General features: G+C 59.2%; 10 protein-coding genes, 2 tRNA genes, 3 rRNA genes and 1 pseudogene (1 of these 16 only partly in view). 12 read left to right on the top strand and 4 right to left on the bottom strand.

The genetic code is table 11. From position 1 onward, the window contains the following. The 11 genes from L9B60_RS08170 to yfiB form a co-directional block, all read left to right on the top strand. Window positions 1-272, top strand: a 16S ribosomal RNA gene (locus L9B60_RS08170) (it extends 1,265 nt beyond the left edge of the window). A gap of 81 nt (window positions 273-353) precedes the next feature. Further along, window positions 354-430: transfer RNA gene (locus tag L9B60_RS08165), tRNA-Ile, on the top strand. A 30-nt stretch (window positions 431-460) separates the two neighbouring features. Beyond that, window positions 461-536: transfer RNA gene (locus L9B60_RS08160), tRNA-Ala, on the top strand. A 231-nt stretch (window positions 537-767) separates the two neighbouring features. After that, window positions 768-3,660, top strand: a 23S ribosomal RNA gene (locus L9B60_RS08155). A gap of 137 nt (window positions 3,661-3,797) precedes the next feature. Beyond that, window positions 3,798-3,913: ribosomal RNA gene (rrf, locus tag L9B60_RS08150) — 5S ribosomal RNA — on the top strand. Together the 16S, 23S and 5S rRNA genes with 2 tRNA genes alongside form the textbook arrangement of a ribosomal RNA operon. 257 nt (window positions 3,914-4,170) lie before the next feature. Continuing rightward, on the top strand, window positions 4,171-7,641 hold the full coding sequence (recC, locus tag L9B60_RS08145; protein WP_249677935.1) for an exodeoxyribonuclease V subunit gamma: 3,471 nt from the start codon (window positions 4,171-4,173) through the stop codon (window positions 7,639-7,641). Further along, on the top strand, window positions 7,638-11,333 hold the full coding sequence (gene recB, locus L9B60_RS08140; RefSeq protein WP_249677933.1) for an exodeoxyribonuclease V subunit beta: 3,696 nt from the start codon (window positions 7,638-7,640) through the stop codon (window positions 11,331-11,333). The genes recC and recB overlap by 4 nt, the downstream gene beginning before the upstream one ends. Further along, window positions 11,330-13,408 (top strand): exodeoxyribonuclease V subunit alpha, encoded by a 2,079-nt coding sequence (gene recD / locus L9B60_RS08135; protein WP_249677930.1) that lies wholly within the window; start codon window positions 11,330-11,332, stop codon window positions 13,406-13,408. Before recB ends, recD begins: the two co-directional genes overlap by 4 nt. Before the next feature lie 106 nt (window positions 13,409-13,514). Continuing rightward, window positions 13,515-14,072: a regulatory sequestration protein YfiR gene (gene yfiR, locus L9B60_RS08130; RefSeq protein ID WP_249677927.1), complete on the top strand. Its 558-nt coding sequence runs from the start codon at window positions 13,515-13,517 to the stop codon at window positions 14,070-14,072. Further along, on the top strand, window positions 14,069-15,328 hold the full coding sequence (gene dgcN / locus L9B60_RS08125; protein ID WP_249677923.1) for a diguanylate cyclase DgcN/YfiN: 1,260 nt from the start codon (window positions 14,069-14,071) through the stop codon (window positions 15,326-15,328). Before yfiR ends, dgcN begins: the two co-directional genes overlap by 4 nt. 10 nt (window positions 15,329-15,338) lie before the next feature. Further along, window positions 15,339-15,833 carry an outer membrane lipoprotein YfiB gene (gene yfiB / locus L9B60_RS08120; protein ID WP_498371219.1) on the top strand — a complete coding sequence of 165 codons (495 nt, stop codon included), beginning with the start codon at window positions 15,339-15,341 and terminating at the stop codon, window positions 15,831-15,833. On the opposite strand, the pseudogene L9B60_RS08115 reads toward yfiB, so the two are convergent. The 4 genes and pseudogenes from L9B60_RS08115 to L9B60_RS08100 all read right to left on the bottom strand — a co-directional run. Next, window positions 15,833-15,964 (bottom strand): annotated as a pseudogene (locus L9B60_RS08115) (LysR family transcriptional regulator); the annotation flags it as partial. The gene yfiB and the pseudogene L9B60_RS08115 overlap by 1 nt on opposite strands. Window positions 15,965-16,031: 67 nt before the next feature. Then, on the bottom strand, window positions 16,032-16,415 hold the full coding sequence (locus L9B60_RS08110; protein ID WP_438866132.1) for a hypothetical protein: 384 nt from the start codon (window positions 16,413-16,415) through the stop codon (window positions 16,032-16,034). Window positions 16,416-16,476: 61 nt separating this feature from the next. Further along, window positions 16,477-16,887, bottom strand: coding sequence for a hypothetical protein (locus L9B60_RS08105; RefSeq protein ID WP_249679686.1), 411 nt, complete (start codon window positions 16,885-16,887; stop codon window positions 16,477-16,479). Further along, window positions 16,868-18,028: a polymorphic toxin type 44 domain-containing protein gene (locus tag L9B60_RS08100; RefSeq protein ID WP_249677920.1), complete on the bottom strand. Its 1,161-nt coding sequence runs from the start codon at window positions 18,026-18,028 to the stop codon at window positions 16,868-16,870. The genes L9B60_RS08105 and L9B60_RS08100 overlap by 20 nt, the downstream gene beginning before the upstream one ends. Before the next feature lie 466 nt (window positions 18,029-18,494). On the opposite strand from L9B60_RS08100, the gene L9B60_RS30560 reads away from it, so the two are divergent. After that, window positions 18,495-18,668 (top strand): gp19.5 family protein, encoded by a 174-nt coding sequence (locus L9B60_RS30560; protein WP_369077125.1) that lies wholly within the window; start codon window positions 18,495-18,497, stop codon window positions 18,666-18,668. The last annotated feature ends 23 nt before the right edge of the window (window positions 18,669-18,691 follow it).

Below are 18,691 nucleotides of genomic sequence, written 5' to 3'. Positions count from 1 at the left end.
GTGGAGCTAATCTCACAAAACCGATCGTAGTCCGGATCGCAGTCTGCAACTCGACTGCGTGAAGTCGGAATCGCTAGTAATCGCGAATCAGAATGTCGCGGTGAATACGTTCCCGGGCCTTGTACACACCGCCCGTCACACCATGGGAGTGGGTTGCACCAGAAGTAGCTAGTCTAACCCTCGGGAGGACGGTTACCACGGTGTGATTCATGACTGGGGTGAAGTCGTAACAAGGTAGCCGTAGGGGAACCTGCGGCTGGATCACCTCCTTAATCGACGACATCAGCTGTATCATGAGCTCCCACACGAATTGCTTGATTCATTGAAGAAGACGATAGAAGCAGCCCGAAATTGGGTCTGTAGCTCAGTTGGTTAGAGCGCACCCCTGATAAGGGTGAGGTCGGCAGTTCGAATCTGCCCAGACCCACCAATTTTGTGTGGGAAACGCCTGTAGAAATACGGGGCCATAGCTCAGCTGGGAGAGCGCCTGCCTTGCACGCAGGAGGTCAACGGTTCGATCCCGTTTGGCTCCACCACTACTGCTTCTGCGTTAAAGCTTAGAAATGAGCATTCCACCAAGACGGTGATGAATGTTGATTTCTAGTCTTTGATTAGATCGTTCTTTAAAAATTTGGGTATGTGATAGAAAGATAGACTGGATAGCACTTTCACTGGTGTTTATTCAGGCTAAGGTAAAATTTGTGAGTAATTACAAGTTTTCGGCGAATGTCGTCTTCATAGTATAACCAGATTGCTTGGGGTTATATGGTCAAGTGAAGAAGCGCATACGGTGGATGCCTTGGCAGTCAGAGGCGATGAAAGACGTGGTAGCCTGCGAAAAGCTTCGGGGAGTCGGCAAACAGACTGTGATCCGGAGATGTCTGAATGGGGGAACCCAGCCATCATAAGATGGTTATCTTAAGCTGAATACATAGGCTTAAGAGGCGAACCAGGGGAACTGAAACATCTAAGTACCCTGAGGAAAAGAAATCAACCGAGATTCCCTTAGTAGTGGCGAGCGAACGGGGACCAGCCCTTAAGTGGCTTTGAGATTAGCGGAACGCTCTGGAAAGTGCGGCCATAGTGGGTGATAGCCCTGTACGCGAAAATCTCTTAGTCATGAAATCGAGTAGGACGGAGCACGAGAAACTTTGTCTGAATATGGGGGGACCATCCTCCAAGGCTAAATACTACTGACTGACCGATAGTGAACTAGTACCGTGAGGGAAAGGCGAAAAGAACCCCGGAGAGGGGAGTGAAATAGATCCTGAAACCGTATGCGTACAAGCAGTGGGAGCAGACTTTGTTCTGTGACTGCGTACCTTTTGTATAATGGGTCAGCGACTTATATTCAGTGGCGAGCTTAACCGAATAGGGGAGGCGTAGCGAAAGCGAGTGTTAATAGCGCGTTTAGTCGCTGGGTATAGACCCGAAACCGGGCGATCTATCCATGGGCAGGTTGAAGGTTGGGTAACACTAACTGGAGGACCGAACCGACTACCGTTGAAAAGTTAGCGGATGACCTGTGGATCGGAGTGAAAGGCTAATCAAGCTCGGAGATAGCTGGTTCTCCTCGAAAGCTATTTAGGTAGCGCCTCATGTATCACTGTAGGGGGTAGAGCACTGTTTCGGCTAGGGGGTCATCCCGACTTACCAAACCGATGCAAACTCCGAATACCTACAAGTGCCGAGCATGGGAGACACACGGCGGGTGCTAACGTCCGTCGTGAAAAGGGAAACAACCCAGACCGTCAGCTAAGGTCCCAAAGTTATGGTTAAGTGGGAAACGATGTGGGAAGGCTTAGACAGCTAGGAGGTTGGCTTAGAAGCAGCCACCCTTTAAAGAAAGCGTAATAGCTCACTAGTCGAGTCGGCCTGCGCGGAAGATGTAACGGGGCTCAAACCATACACCGAAGCTACGGGTATCACCTTCGGGTGATGCGGTAGAGGAGCGTTCTGTAAGCCTGTGAAGGTGAGTTGAGAAGCTTGCTGGAGGTATCAGAAGTGCGAATGCTGACATGAGTAACGACAATGGGTGTGAAAAACACCCACGCCGAAAGACCAAGGTTTCCTGCGCAACGTTAATCGACGCAGGGTTAGTCGGTCCCTAAGGCGAGGCTGAAAAGCGTAGTCGATGGAAAACAGGTTAATATTCCTGTACTTCTGGTTATTGCGATGGAGGGACGGAGAAGGCTAGGCCAGCTTGGCGTTGGTTGTCCAAGTTTAAGGTGGTAGGCTGGAATCTTAGGTAAATCCGGGATTCTAAGGCCGAGAGCTGATGACGAGTTGCCATTAGGCGACGAAGTGGTTGATGCCATGCTTCCAAGAAAAGCTTCTAAGCTTCAGGTAACCAGGAACCGTACCCCAAACCGACACAGGTGGTTGGGTAGAGAATACCAAGGCGCTTGAGAGAACTCGGGTGAAGGAACTAGGCAAAATGGCACCGTAACTTCGGGAGAAGGTGCGCCGGTGAGGGTGAAGGACTTGCTCCGTAAGCTCATGCCGGTCGAAGATACCAGGCCGCTGCGACTGTTTATTAAAAACACAGCACTCTGCAAACACGAAAGTGGACGTATAGGGTGTGACGCCTGCCCGGTGCCGGAAGGTTAATTGATGGGGTTAGCTAACGCGAAGCTCTTGATCGAAGCCCCGGTAAACGGCGGCCGTAACTATAACGGTCCTAAGGTAGCGAAATTCCTTGTCGGGTAAGTTCCGACCTGCACGAATGGCGTAACGATGGCGGCGCTGTCTCCACCCGAGACTCAGTGAAATTGAAATCGCTGTGAAGATGCAGTGTATCCGCGGCTAGACGGAAAGACCCCGTGAACCTTTACTATAGCTTTGCACTGGACTTTGAATTTGCTTGTGTAGGATAGGTGGGAGGCTTTGAAGCGTGGACGCCAGTTCGCGTGGAGCCAACCTTGAAATACCACCCTGGCAACTTTGAGGTTCTAACTCAGGTCCGTTATCCGGATCGAGGACAGTGTATGGTGGGTAGTTTGACTGGGGCGGTCTCCTCCTAAAGAGTAACGGAGGAGTACGAAGGTGCGCTCAGACCGGTCGGAAATCGGTCGTAGAGTATAAAGGCAAAAGCGCGCTTGACTGCGAGACAGACACGTCGAGCAGGTACGAAAGTAGGTCTTAGTGATCCGGTGGTTCTGTATGGAAGGGCCATCGCTCAACGGATAAAAGGTACTCCGGGGATAACAGGCTGATACCGCCCAAGAGTTCATATCGACGGCGGTGTTTGGCACCTCGATGTCGGCTCATCACATCCTGGGGCTGAAGCCGGTCCCAAGGGTATGGCTGTTCGCCATTTAAAGTGGTACGCGAGCTGGGTTTAGAACGTCGTGAGACAGTTCGGTCCCTATCTGCCGTGGACGTTTGAGATTTGAGAGGGGCTGCTCCTAGTACGAGAGGACCGGAGTGGACGAACCTCTGGTGTTCCGGTTGTCACGCCAGTGGCATTGCCGGGTAGCTATGTTCGGGAAAGATAACCGCTGAAAGCATCTAAGCGGGAAACTTGCCTCAAGATGAGATCTCACTGGAACCTTGAGTTCCCTAAAGGGCCGTCGAAGACTACGACGTTGATAGGTTGGGTGTGTAAGCGCTGTGAGGCGTTGAGCTAACCAATACTAATTGCCCGTGAGGCTTGACCATATAACACCCAAGCAATTTGAGTCGAAACGACCAGATTGCGGTGTTGTGAAGACGCATTATCCGAAAATTTGTAACTCACAAACATCACATACCCGATTCGCTGGAATGCCCGCAATGGCATCCTGGCTACAGAATTTCTTGACGACCATAGAGCATTGGAACCACCTGATCCCATCCCGAACTCAGTAGTGAAACGATGCATCGCCGATGGTAGTGTGGGGTTTCCCCATGTGAGAGTAGGTCATCGTCAAGATTAAATTCCGAAACCCCCATCTGCTAACGCAGGTGGGGGTTTTGTCTTTTCTGGTCTGGTGGATGTGCGGTGGCCTTTTCGCGGATGAATCCGCTCCTACAGACGGCGATCCCTGTAGGAGCGGATTCATCCGCGAAAAGCACACCACCCAACCCAAGACACACCACGCGACGATCTTCGCCCACAAATCCCCTCCCACATCGCAGTCGCTCTGGTAAGGTTTCCCCCAGAATTTCAGCCAGACCCAAGGAAGCCCCATGCCCGCCATCACCCCTGGATTCATGGTCGTTCACGGCAACCGCCTGGATGAACTGCGCAGCCTGGTGGTGAGCTGGATGCGGCGTTACCCGCTGGCCCCCCTGGAAAACGAAATCGCCCTGGTGCAGAGCAACGGCATCGCCCAGTGGCTTAAGCTGGCCCTGGCCGAAGACCCAGAAGACGACGACAGCGGCGGTTGTGGCATTGCGGCTGCGGTGGATGTGCAACTGCCTGGCAGTTTTATGTGGCAGCTTTATCGCAGCGTGCTCGGCAAGGATGAAATCCCCCCGACCTCGCTGCTCGACAAGGCCCCGCTCACCTGGCGGTTGATGCGCCTGTTGCCGGAATTGATCGACCAGCCGCACTTCGAACCCTTGCAGCGCTTCCTCACCGACGACAGCGACCTGCGCAAGCGCTACCAACTGGCCGAGCGCCTGTCAGACCTGTTCGACCAATACCAGGTGTATCGTGCCGATTGGTTGGAAGACTGGGCTGGCGGGCGTCACCAGTTGCGCAACGGCCGCGGCGAATCCAAGCCGCTGCCCCAGGCCAATTGCTGGCAGGCCGAGCTTTGGCGGGCATTGCTGCATGACGTCGGTGCCGAAGGCATGGCCCAAAGCCGTGCCGGCGTGCACCAGCGCTTCATCGAACGTATCAATAGCCTGGAAGTCGCGCCGCAGGGCTTGCCCTCGCGAGTCATCGTTTTCGGTATCTCGTCCTTGCCCGCCCAGGCACTGGAAGCCTTGGCCGGCTTGGCGCGTTTCAGCCAGGTGCTGTTGTGCGTGCACAACCCTTGCCGCCATCACTGGGCCGACATCGTCGCCGACAAAGACCTGCTGCGCCATCAGTACAAGCGCCAGGCCCGCAAGCAGGGCACGCCCCTGGTGATCGACGCCGATGCCTTGCACCAGCATGCGCACCCGTTGTTGGCCGCCTGGGGCAAGCAGGGCAGGGACTACATCAACCTGCTGGACAGCTACGACGACCCCAACAGCTACCGCTCGGCCTTCCGTGACGGGCGAATCGACCTGTTCAGTGAAAGCGAACCGCATACCCTGCTCAACCAATTGCAGGACGACATCCTGGAGCTGCGCCCCCTGGGTGAAACACGCACGACCTGGCCGGGTGTCGACATCGCCAAGGACCGTTCGGTACGCTTTCATATCGCCCACAGTGCACAGCGCGAAGTCGAGGTCCTGCATGACCAGTTGCTCGCACGTTTCAGTGCAGAGCCCAACCTGCGCCCACGCGATGTGATCGTGATGGTGCCGGATGTCGACAGCTATGCCCCGCATATCCGTGCCGTATTCGGTCAACTGGACCGCGAGGACCGCCGTTTCATTCCCTTCACGCTCACCGACCAGGGCCAGCGTGGCCGTGACCCACTGCTGATCGCCATCGAGCACTTGCTCAAGCTGCCCGATAGCCGTTTCCCGGTCAGCGAAATCCTCGACCTGCTCGATGTACCCGCGCTGCGCGCCCGCTTCGGCATGCAGGAGCGTGACCTGCCCACCTTGCATCGCTGGATTGAAGGCGCCGGTATCCGTTGGGGCCTCAACGCCGAGCAACGCGCTGGCCTGGGCCTGCCTGCCGCACTTGAGCAGAACAGCTGGCGGTTCGGGTTGCGCCGCATGTTGTTGGGCTATGCGGTGGGCACAGGTGAAGGCTGCGATGGTATTGAACCCTACGACGAGATCGGCGGCCTGGACGCCGCGCTCATCGGCCCCTTGGTGGCATTGCTGGACGCCCTTGAGGTGGCCCACCACGAGCTGTCACGACCGGCCAGCCCGCAGCAGTGGGGTGAGCGCCTTCACGGGTTGCTGCAAGTGTTCTTTGCCGCCAGCAATGAGCACGACGATTACCTGCTGGTGCAACTTGAAGAATTGCGCGAGCAATGGCTGGAAACCTGCGAGTCAGTCGGCCTGCACGACGAACTGCCACTGACCGTGGTTCGCGAGGCCTGGCTCTCGGGGCTTGATGAAGGTCGTCTGTCCCAACGCTTTTTGGCTGGAGCCGTTAACTTCTGCACTTTGATGCCCATGCGGGCCATCCCGTTCAAGGTGGTGTGCCTGTTGGGCATGAACGACGGCGATTACCCGCGCGCGCAACCACCGCTGGACTTCGACCTGATGGGCAGCGACTACCGGCCCGGCGATCGCTCACGGCGTGAAGACGACCGCTACCTGCTGCTGGAGGCGGTGCTCTCGGCACGTGATCAGTTGTACGTGAGTTGGGTGGGCCGCAGCATTCGCGACAACAGCGAGCGCCCGGCCTCGGTGCTGATCGGTCAGTTGCGCGATCACCTGGCCAGCGGTTGGCGGCTGGCCGGGGCAGCCGAGGAGGCTGGCCACGACGCCGGCGAGCAATTGGTCCATGCCCTGAGCCTGGAGCACCCGTTGCAGCCTTTCAGCGCTCGCTACTTCCACCAGGGCAGCGGTGGGCTGTTCAGTTTTGCCCGTGAATGGCAGTTGCTCCATGAACCCCAGCTCATGCCTGCCAGTGCCACTGCGCTGCAGCCCTATGAGCAGGAAGAGCCGTTGAGCCTGACTCAATTGCAGGATTTTCTGCGCCACCCAGTGCGGCACTTTTTCAGCCAGCGGCTCAAAGTGTTTTTCGAGTCCGCCGAAGCACCCTTGGCGGACGAAGAGCCCTTCACCCTCGATGCCTTGCAGCGTTATGGGTTGAGCGAAAGCTTGCTGGTGGCCGCCATGGCCAACCCCCAGGCCAGTGACAGCGCGCTGCAACGCCAGGCGATCAAGCTGCAAGGCAGTGGCTTGCTGCCCATGGCCGGCTTTGGCGAGTGCCTGCAGCAAGAGCTGATCGAACCGCTGCCAGACTTGCTGGAGCGCTATCAACAGTTGTTGATCCTGTGGCCGACGCCGGTCACCACCGCCATGCCGATCAACTTTCAGTATCAAGGCCTCACGCTCGATGGCTGGATTGGCGGGCTGCACCAGCGCGGTGACGGTGGCCTGCTCAGTGTCACGGCCATCGCCAACGCCATTGGCGGCGCCCGTACACGCAAATGGCACCGCCTGACACGCAGTTGGGTCACGCACCTGGCGGCCTGCGCCGCGGGTATGCCATTGACCACGGCAGTGGTGGCCAGCGACGACACGCTGGTGCTGGCTGCGCTGAGCCCCGAGAAGGCCCATGAAGCCCTGGGTAATCTGCTGCTGGCCTGGCAGTCCGGCATGCGCCAGCCATTGCCCGTTGCTGTTAAAACTGCATTTGCCTGGCTTGGCCAGCCCGACCCCGTGAAGGCCGAGGCTGCAGCGCGCAAGGCCTACGAAGGCGACGGGCAGACCACCGATGGCGAACGCCGTGAAAGCACGGCCCTGGCCCGGCAGTTCCCAGACTTCGATGCGCTGGTGGACAGCGAAGAGTTCGAAGGCTGGTGCGACGCGCTTTATCGCCCGATGTTCGAAGCCGCCTGGCGCTCCATTGATGCCGACGAGGCCCGCCCATGACCCCGAACAAAACTCCCCTGGCACTGGCATTCCCACTGCGCGGTAGCCAGTTGATCGAAGCCAGCGCCGGTACCGGCAAGACCTTCACCATCTCGGCACTGTACCTGCGTCTGGTACTGGGCCATGGCGGCGAGGCGGCGGGTTTTGGCCGCGAGCTACTGCCGCCGCAGATTCTGGTGGTGACCTTTACCGACGCGGCTACCAAGGAGTTGCGCGAGCGTATCCGTACCCGCCTTGCTGAAGCCGCGCGCTTTTTCCGCGACGAGACGCCAGCACCGGACGACCTGATCACCCAATTGCGCAATGAGTTCGAGCCCCAACGCTGGGCCGCCTGCGCCAACCGCCTGGACATCGCCGCGCAATGGATGGATGAGGCCGCCGTGTCGACCATCCACAGTTGGTGCCAACGGATGCTGCGCGAGCACGCCTTCGACAGCGGCAGCCTGTTCACCCAGACCTTGGAAACTGACCACAGCGACTTGCTGGGTGAAGTGCTGCGCGATTATTGGCGGCGTTTCTGCTACTCCATGCAAGGCGCCACCCTGAGTTGGGTACGCAGCCACTGGGGCAGCCCGGATGCGCTGTTGCCGCGGGTGCGTGCCATGTTCGGGCGTACCCGCGCCAGCAGCAGCGTGGCCGAACCTGCCGAACTAATCGCCAGTTGCCTTGAACAGCGCCAAAGCGCCTTGCGGGACTTGAAAGCACCCTGGGTGCAGTGGGCTGCAGAGCTGCGCGATATCTGCCTTCAGGCCGTGGCTACCAAAGCGGCGGACGGGCGCAAGTTGCAGGCACGCTACTTCGAGCCCTGGTTCGAGAAGATCAGCACCTGGGCCAGCGACGACAGCCTGGAAGACCTCGACATCGGCACCGGCTTTACCCGCCTGACGCCCCAGGGCATGGCCGAAGCCTGGAAGGGCACACCACCGGATCACCCTGGTCTGGATACAATGAGCGAACTGCCGGCGGCCCTCAAGGCCTTGCCGACGCCAGACGCCGCTGTGCTTGAGCACGCCGCCCGCTGGGTGGGCACACGTTTTGAAGAAGAGAAACGCCGCCGCGCCGAGATGGGCTTCGACGATATGCTCGTGCGCCTGGACAACGCCCTGCAAGGCAACGCAGGCGAGCGCCTGGCCAGCCTGATCCGCGAGCAATTCCCCGTGGCCCTGATCGATGAGTTCCAGGACACGGACCCGGTGCAGTACCGCATCTTTGAAAGCATCTACCACATCGAGGCCAACCTGCCGGACAGCGGCCTGTTTCTGATCGGCGACCCCAAACAGGCGATCTATGCCTTCCGTGGGGCCGACATCTACACCTACCTGCGCGCGCGCCAGGCCACCACGGGCCGGCTGCATACGCTGGGTACCAACTTTCGCTCCAGCCACGCCATGGTCGAGTCGGTTAACCATGTGTTCAACGTGGCTGAGCAGCGACCGGGTGGCCGCGGGGCTTTTCTGTTCCGCCAGGGCGGCGACAACCCAGTGCCGTTCCTGCCGGTGCTGGCCCAGGGCCGCAAAGAGTTCTTGCAGGTGGACGGGCAACCGGTACCCGCCTTGAACCTCTGGCAATTACAAAGCGAGCAGCCGTTGTCTGGCCTGGTCTACCGTCAGCAACTGGCCGGCGCTTGCGCCAGCGAAATCGTTCGCCTGCTCAACGGCGGGCAACTGGGCAGCCACGGTTTTATCAAGGGCGATGAAGCGTTGCGCGGCGTGCAGCCGTCCGATATCGCCATCCTGGTGCGTGATGGCAAGGAGGCCCAAGCCGTGCGCGGGGAACTGGCTGCGCGCGGGGTGCGCAGCGTGTACCTGTCGGACAAGGATTCGGTGTTCGCCGCCCAAGAGGCCCACGACCTGTTGAGTTGGCTCAAGGCCTGTGCCGAGCCCGATGCCGAGCGCCCGCTGCGAGGTGCATTGGCGAGCATCACCCTGAACCTGTCGCTGGCAGAGCTTGAGCAACTGAACCAGGACGAGCTGGCCTGGGAAAAGCGCGTCATGCAGTTTCGGGGCTACCGTTCGGTGTGGCGTAGCCAAGGGGTGTTACCGATGCTGCGCAAGCTGCTGCACGATTTCCAACTGCCACTGGCCCTGATCGCGCGCAGCGATGGCGAACGGGTACTGACCAACCTCTTGCACCTGTCTGAATTGCTGCAACAGGCCTCGGGCGAACTCGATGGCGAACAGGCGCTGATCCGGCATCTGTCCGAGCACCTGGCATTGTCTGGCCAGGCGGGCGAAGAACAGATCCTGCGTTTGGAAAGCGATGAGCAGTTGGTCAAGGTGGTCACCATTCACAAATCCAAGGGCCTGGAATACCCCTTGGTGTTCTTGCCGTTCATTTGCTCGGCCAAACCGGTGGACGGCAAGCGCCTGCCACTCGCTTTCCATGATGATCAGGGCGACATCCAGATCACCCTGTCGCCGACCGATGAGCAAATTGCCCTGGCCGACGATGAACGCCTGGCCGAGGACCTGCGCCTGCTCTACGTGGCCTTGACCCGCGCGCAACATGCCTGCTGGCTGGGGGTTGCCGACCTCAAGCGGGGTAACACCAAGGAGTCGGTACTGCATCGTTCGGCCCTCGGTTACCTGATGGGCGGCGGTGAGCCTTTGCCCGAGTCCAGCGCCTTGGCGCGCTGGCTGCTCGACCTGCAGCAAGGTTGCGACGCCATTGCCCAGGCGCCGATGCCTGAAGCCGACGGCCTGTTGTACACCCCGCCGCGCAACCAGGCCACTCTGCTCAAGCCACGCCAGCCCAAGCGTCGCGCGGCCGAAAATTGGTGGATCGCTTCCTACAGTGCGCTGCGTATCAGTGAAGGTATCGTCGAGGGCAGCGATCAGGCGCCCGACAGCCCCCAGGCACAAAAGCTGTATGACGATGAACGCCTGGACCCCGACGCACCTCGCGAAGTACCGGCCCTGAGCGGCGATATCCATCGCTTCCCGCGCGGGCCCAACCCAGGGACCTTCCTCCACGGTTTACTGGAATGGGCAGGCCGCGAGGGTTTTGCCGAGGTCGGCCAGCAACCCGAGGTGATCGAGAAAATGGTCGCGCGCCGTTGCAACCGCCGCGGCTGGACCGGCTGGATCAACACCCTCAATGGCTGGTTGCAGCACTTCATCCATGCACCACTGCACCTGGCAGACGATGTAGCGCCCGTCACCTTGGCGGGCCTGGGCCAGTACCAGATCGAGATGGAGTTCTGGTTTGCCAGCCACAAGGTCGATGTCGGCCACATGGATGGCCTGGTGCGCCAGTACACCCACCAAGGTATCGCCCGCGCGCCCGCGGAAGGCGCCATGCTCAACGGCATGTTCAAGGGTTTCATCGACCTGTGCTTCGAGCATGACGGTCGCTATTACGTGGCCGACTACAAATCCAACTGGCTGGGCGGCGATGACAGTGCCTACACGGATGCGGCCATGACCTCGGCCATTCTCGACCACCGCTACGACCTGCAATACGTGCTGTACCTGTTGGCCTTGCATCGGCAACTCAAGGCACGTTTGCCCGATTATGACTACGACCAGCACGTGGGCGGGGCACTGTTCATCTTTTTGCGGGGTACCGCCTCGGCCAGCCAGGGGCTGTATTTCACCCGGCCGCCGCGTGAGCTGATCGAGCAGTTGGATGAGTTGTTCAGTGGCGTGGTGCGCCAAGCCCAGGCCGATCTGTTTGAAGGAGAACCGGCATGAGCCGCACGTTTGCCGATTTGCTACCCACCCCGCTGAATGCCGACAGCTTGACGGAGTTGGCCCCGCTGACCCGCATCGACGACTTGCTGAGCCTGCTCGAACGCTGGGTCGAGCGGGGCTGGCTGCGCGCCCTGGATAAAGCCTTCGTGGGCTTCCTGGCCGAGCGTGATCCGGGCGGTGACCCACTGGTGCTGCTGGCTGCCGCGCTCACCAGTCACCAGTTGGGCCACGGCCACGTGTGCCTGGACTTGATGGAAACCCTGGCCGCGCCGGACTTTGCCTTGTCGTTGCCGCCCGAAGGCGACGCCTTGGCCGGGCCCTTGCTGCTGCCTTCGCAATTGCTGGAACACTTGGTCGCCGAGACATGGCGCCAGACCCTGGCCAACAGTGCCCTGGTCGCCTCGTCACAGGCCGATGACGGGCAACGGCCATTGGTGCTGGCGGGGCAGCGTCTTTACCTGCGCCGCTATTGGGCTTACGAGCGGCGCATCGACACGGCCTTGCGCCAGCGCCTGGCGGCGGTGGAAGAGACTCCAGAGGATTTGCCTGCCCGGTTGAGCAACCTGTTTGGCGCCAGTGACGCAGCACAGATCGATTGGCAGAAGCTGGCCTGTGCGCTGGCTACCCGGGGCGCATTCAGCATCGTCACCGGGGGGCCTGGCACCGGCAAGACCACTACGGTGGTCAGGTTGCTGGCCTTGCTGCAGGCACCTGCGGTAGAGGCGCAGGCGCCGCTGCGCATTCGCCTCGCCGCGCCCACCGGCAAGGCTGCAGCAAGGCTCACCGAGTCCATCAGCTTGCAGGTACAAAAGCTTGAGGTCAGTGCGCAGGTGAAGGAAAAAATCCCCACCGAGGTCACCACCGTCCACCGCCTGTTGGGCAGCCGCCCCGGCACCCGGCACTTTCGTCATCACGCTGGCAACCCCTTGCCCTTGGATGTGCTGGTGGTGGATGAAGCCTCGATGATCGACCTGGAAATGATGGCCAACCTGCTCGACGCGTTGCCAGCCCATGCGCGGTTGGTGTTGCTGGGCGACAAGGACCAACTGGCTTCGGTGGAGGCGGGCGCGGTGTTGGGCGACCTGTGCCGCGATGCCGAGGTGGGTCGCTACAGCCCGCACACGCGGGGCTGGCTTGAGCGGGTGGGCGGCGAGGATTTGTCGGCCAGCGGTTTGCTTGAGGGCAGCGCAGCCGACTACCCCCTGGCCCAGCAAGTGGTGATGCTGCGTCACTCCCGTCGCTTTGGCCAGGGCAGCGGCATTGGCCAACTGGCGCGCCAGGTCAATGGCCAGGATGCCGAGCAGGCCAGGGCCCTGCTGACCAGCAAGGCCTTCTCGGACATTTTCGCCCTGGGCCTCAAGGGCGAGCACGACCGCAACCTGGAAAAACTCCTGCTGCAAGGCCATGGTCAAGGGCCCGCAGGCCCCCAGGGTTACCGGCATTACCTGGGGGTTATCCACAGTCATCGCCCGGCCCCCCACACGGTGCTGGAAGACCCCGCCTGGGGCGAATGGGCGCGCACGGTGCTGGAGGCGTTCGAGTCATTTCAGCTGCTGTGTGCCGTGCGCAAGGGGCCGTGGGGCGTGGAGGGCTTGAACCAGCGCGCTACCCAGGCTTTGTTCAATGCCCGCCTGATCGAGCACGACCAAGGCTGGTACGAAGGCCGCCCCGTGCTGATGACCCGCAACGACTATGGGCTGGGCCTGATGAACGGCGACATTGGCATTGCCCTGAAACTGCCCGAAGGCGGTGACCTCAAGCGCCACGTGCTGCGCGTGGCGTTCCCGCGCAATGACGGCAAGGGCGGCGTGCGTTTCGTGCTGCCCAGCCGGCTCAATGATGTGGAAACGGTGTATGCGATGACGGTGCACAAATCCCAAGGCTCGGAGTTTGCCCACACCGCCTTGATCCTGCCGGATGCGCTCAACCCGGTATTGACCAAGGAGCTGATCTACACCGGTATCACCCGGGCCAAATCCTGGTTTAGCCTGATCGAGCCGCGGCCAGGTGTGTTCGAGGATGCAGTGCGGCGTAAGGTGAAGCGGTTGAGCGGGTTGATGTTGGAGCAGGTGTAACCCGGGGGCGCGGCCTCCCAAATTAGTGGCCAATAGCTTCCTCGTGCTATCGTTGAGGCATCACTTTTAACGTTCTCAGCGTGTCCACAGGGAGGTCACTGTCTCAATGACAGGGTTCAGGAAGAACAGCCACACCCTCGCGATCTCCCTGTGCCTGTGGCTACTGGGCGGGTGCTTCACCGCTTCGGCGGATACGCCCGCAGCCGGTGCGGAACAACGCGCCGAGGCCGTCACCCAGGTGGTGCTGGGCATTCTCAGTTATGCCCGCTGGCCCGTCGAACCCCAGCAACTGCGCCTGTGCGTGATCGGGCCGACCCAATACACCGACGACCTGCTCAAGGGCACCACCCAGGCCAGTGGCCGTGCGGTCAAGGTCCGCCGTTTGCTGGTCGACGACCTGCGCATCGTCAGTGAGTGCGATGGCGTGTACATCGGCGAACTTGAGCCGGCCGAGCGCAGCCGGCTGTTTGCCAGCATCACTGGCAAACCGATCCTGAGCATTAGCGAAAACGACGCGCAGTGCAGCGTTGGCAGCCTGTTCTGTTTGAATGTGGCCGATGAGCAGGTGTCCTTTCAGGTCAACCTGGACTCGGTCGCACGCAGTGGCGTACGCATCCACCCCAGTGTGCTGCAGTTGTCCAAGCGCCGGAGCGCGCAGCCATGACCTGGCGTGGCAAGCCTCGTCGTTCGCTGCGTAGCGTGTTGCGCCGTGGGCACGTGGGCGTGGCGTTGTTCGCCGTCGGCCTGGCCGGGTTTTCGTTGACCCTGTTGGGGGTGCTGGCACTGCGGGTGTATGCCGAGCACAACTTGCACCTGATCGCCCGCTCCATTAATTACACGGTCGAGGCGGCCGTGGTGTTCAACGACCGCAGCGCTGCCAATGAAGCGCTGGCGCTGATTGCGTCCAGCGAAGAGGTGGCCGACGCCCGGGTGTTCAATGCCGACGGCGAGGAGCTCGCCGGTTGGCAACGCCCGGAAAACGGCATGCTCGACGCTTTGGAGCTGCGCCTGGCCGATGTGTTGTTGGACCAGCCCATCACGCAACCCATCGTGCACCAGGATCGCGAGGTAGGCCGCATCCAGCTCAGCGGTAATGGCGGTAGCCTGTTGCGCTTCCTGCTGAGCGGGATCGCCGGGATCCTGTTGTGCACCGCCTTAAGTGGCATCAGTGCGCTGTACCTTTCGCGGCGCTTGTTGCGCGGCATCATCGGCCCGCTGCGCAACTTGGCCAAGGTGGCGCACCTGGCACGTCGCGAGCGCAGTTTTGATCGGCGCGTACCACCGGTCGAAATCGCCGATCTGAACGACTTGGGCAACGACTTCAACGCCTTGCTCGACGAACTGGAAACCTGGCAAAGCCACTGGCAAAACGAAAACCAGGCCCTGGCCCATCAGGCCAGCCATGACAGCCTGACCGGTTTGCCTAACCGGGCTTTCTTCGAAGCCCGGCTCAGCCGCAACCTGCGCAGCGTCGACAAGCACGGCGATCTGCTGGCAGTCCTGTTTATCGACAGTGACCGCTTCAAGGCCATCAATGATGAACACGGCCACGCCGCCGGTGACGAGGTGTTGATCGCCGTGGCAACGCGTATCCGTAGCCAACTGCGCGAGCACGATCTGGTCGCGCGGTTGGGCGGTGACGAGTTTGCCGTGTTGCTGTCACCGCTGCAGCACATCGAGGACGCCCAGCGTATCGCCGACAGCATCATTGCCAGCATGCTCACGCCGGTCGAGCTGCCCGATGGCGATAGTGTCACCACCTCGCTCAGCGTGGGCATCGCGGTGCACCCCGAGCACGGCCAGCAACCGGAGGCCCTGCTGGCCGCCGCCGATCAGGCGATGTACCAGGCCAAGCGGCTGGGGCGTGGCCGGTGGGAACTGGCCACGCCCGAGCGCTTTGTCGCCACTATCAAAAAGTAGGAGTAGAACTGTGTTTGCATCCGCCCGAGTGTATTTATCCGCCTGCCTGATGCTCGCCCTATTGTTGCTGGGCGGCTGCCAGAGCACGCCCGCCAAGGGCTTGAATGCCCAGCAGTTGGCCATGCTCAGGCAGCAAGGCTTCGCCTTGACCGATGAAGGATGGGCCTACGACCTGTCGGGCAAGGTGTTGTTCGGTAGCGATTTGGAAACGCTCAATGCGCAAAGCCAGGCCATCGTCGAACGCATCGGCAAGGCGTTGCTGTCCGTCAACATCCAGCGCGTGCGCGTGGACGGCCACACCGATGCCTCGGGCAAGCCGGCCTACAACGAACAACTCTCGCTGCGCCGCGCAGGCAGCGTCGGCAAAGTACTGATCGCCGTCGGCATGCGCCCAGAGAACATCGAACTGCGCGGCATGGGCAGCCGCCAGCCAGTCGCCGTCAATGACACAGCGGCAGGGCGCACGGAAAACCGCCGGGTGTCGATCGTGGTGGCGTCGGAGTAATTCGCGTAGGTCATGGTGGCACAATCGCCCATCAGCAATGTCTGGTTGCGCTCCGTCACCGCCCGAATGTAATCCCACAACAAGTTAATCCGCTTCAACTTGCGCAAATCCTCCCGGCAGTACATCCAGAACTACAGGACGTAAGGGCTTCACCCAATGATTACGGGGCCCTAACGCCATGACGTCCACTCCAAAGCTTTATCCTGTTACACCCTCACACGCCTTCAAGCGGGCAATAACGTTAGGAGAGGTTTTAGCGGTATCGATGCGACCTGTTTCATTGAGGTAGATGTCTAACGCGCTGCCCCATTTTGGCGTGATGTCGATGCACCTCCGAAGCCCCTTATCGGTCCACCAATCGAACATCATAAAGAATTTCTCATTGGGGAAAATATGCCCAGTATCAAATGTGGCTTGCCCCGGAAGCATTCTTTCCTTATGGATATTGTGCTGCGTGTTCCAAATCAGTCGAAGCTCATCTGTGCGCTCTTTGGAGTAGTGGGCACGCGCGACGGGGGGCGCCACGTACCAAGCCGTCAACAGAGCTATTAATGCGAATAGAACTACAAGACGGGCCTTAATTTTTCTCGCATTTATGATCAATGACACCTGCTCTCCATTCTCGTGCTTCTGGTCGGGCACCTTAGGGTCGGAAAGGGTCAGGTTCACCCGCACACTTATTCAAACGTTCGATAACGTCGGGGGCCGTCTTGTTAATGTCTACTCTTCCCGATTCCGTGAGATATATGTCTATCGTTGCCCAGCGCTTGGGTGTTATGTCGATACATCTCATACTGCCCTTGATGGGTCCCCAAAAGAAAACCATAAAGAAGTCTTCATCGGGGAACATGTGACCAACATCAGATGTGGCTTCTCCCGGCAGCATTTTCTCTCTATGGATGTCGTGCTGCGTATCCCAGACCAAGCGAAGTTCATCCTTACCTTCTTTGGAGTAATGAATAATTACGCCAGGGGTGGCAGCATACCAAGCCGTCAACAGGGCTATTAATACGAAGAGAACGACATAACGGGCCTTAATTTTTCTCGCATTGATGATCAATGACACCTGCTCCCCATTCTTGTGGTGCAACCGAAAGAACCTCATCCATCACCATTTTTGCTGTGATGCCACCATTAGGATGTTGGTTAAAAAGTTTAATACCAATACCGACAGATATCCGGTCAGGATCGTCGTCCCATGCGCGGAGTCCCTCGACGTTTTCAGCACGTTGAGGCCCTCGGTGTTTTCTTCTTTCCTGTGGTTTTGTTATGTCAGTGAGCGCCCCGACAGAGTCTGAAACTATCTGCTCCAACCCCGCACCGTCGGCCAGTACGCTCTCTGAAAGACCACCTGCGCGCCCAACATAGCCATAGTGGATGTTGGACCAGATATCATAGAAGTATTCGTACTCGCCTTGCTTGTGGTAGTACCCACCGAACTTCTTATGGATTTTCGGCTTGTGGTCCCAATCCCGATACTGCCCCACGCGCTCAGTCCAGATCGCCATAGCAGCAGCGCCATTTGCAGCACCAATAGCTTGTGGGCTGGTGGCGCCAATCTGGGCATACCACGGCAGAGCCATTTGCTTGCGGGTCTCTTCGGCAACGTCGTAGCTGAGCAATTCCTTCATCTTCAGGACAGATGGGTGGTGGATGTTGTTGTTCATCTCGTCGGCTATATATGCCGCCAGTTCTTCCATCATGTCAGGGTCTTTGCAGACGGTAGGTTCCGCTTTCTCTTCAGCTTCCCCCTCAGGTTCCTTACCGGATGCCTTAGGGTCTACCAAAGCGTTCGCCGCTAAGGCCTTCTCCTTGAGATTCGGGTCGGTCAACAAGGTCGCCATCTTCTCATCATCCACAGAGCCATCGGGCCGGAAAGCACCAAGGGCCATGAAGTTGATGATCGTTGCGCCACCGGCATCACCCATGACAAAGCCACCACCGACATCACCTGATCCCGTGATGATTGTCCCACCGTGGCTTGTGGGACTCCCTAAGTGGGCCATAGGACGGCCGTTCACTTGTATAGAAGGAAAGCCTGTAGTGATTACCGCACCACACCCACAGGTATCACCAACGCGGGCGGAGCCCATGAAGTTGATATTAACGTCACCGCTGGCTGAAGCAATTGGGGTAGTCCCGTGTCCGGGTAAAGGGCAGACGTGTTTGTCGCCCAGTCGAGCAGAAGAAATCATTGAGCATCGTCCTTGCGTCTTTCGTCCATAGACAATCACCAGCCTTTGAGCGGGCGCGTGGGAGGCTACTGGAAACGGAAGGGCAGGTCTGTAGGAAAAGTCTTAATCTTGAACAGTGGGTGCCGAAAAAATCTCATTGAGCGAACTCATAGTCGAAAAACGGGAGAGATTCACGGTTGCTACTACGCCCAGTATCTGCGCAGGTATAGGTGTGACTGGGCAAGGGCGTCTGGTCACTTCCAGCACTCATTTAAAAACACCCACTATAAGCAGAGGGGAACTTAAAGGTATCTCTCTCGGTATCCATCCGAGCACTCAATGGTGAAGTCAAAACTTCTCACTATAACCAGAGGGGACTTTAGGTTATTCAAACAGCCCTTGCACTCTAAGACCTCTCACTGGCTTCCTCTCTGGTGATGAATATCAATTGACCAATAACCACCTCACACACACGGAGGGCTACGCGATGACTACACGGTGGGAGACCTGTGTTGCTGTATTCCGCACTCTGGCTACCCATCGTGTCACCTATCGATTCCTTGGCTTACTCCTTGTCACTCTTGGAGTTGCGCAAGGCGGTCCTTTGGTCGAAGGTTTTGAGGATGTCGTCTGTGTCGCACTTGGCGGCTGTGACGGATGATTTTCCAGCTGATGATTCGGAAA

It is taken from the genome of Pseudomonas abieticivorans, assembly GCF_023509015.1.
GTDB lineage: Bacteria > Pseudomonadota > Gammaproteobacteria > Pseudomonadales > Pseudomonadaceae > Aquipseudomonas > Aquipseudomonas abieticivorans.
The sequence above is the reverse complement of the archived record's forward strand: the minus strand, read 5'-3'. Positions and strand labels throughout refer to the sequence as shown.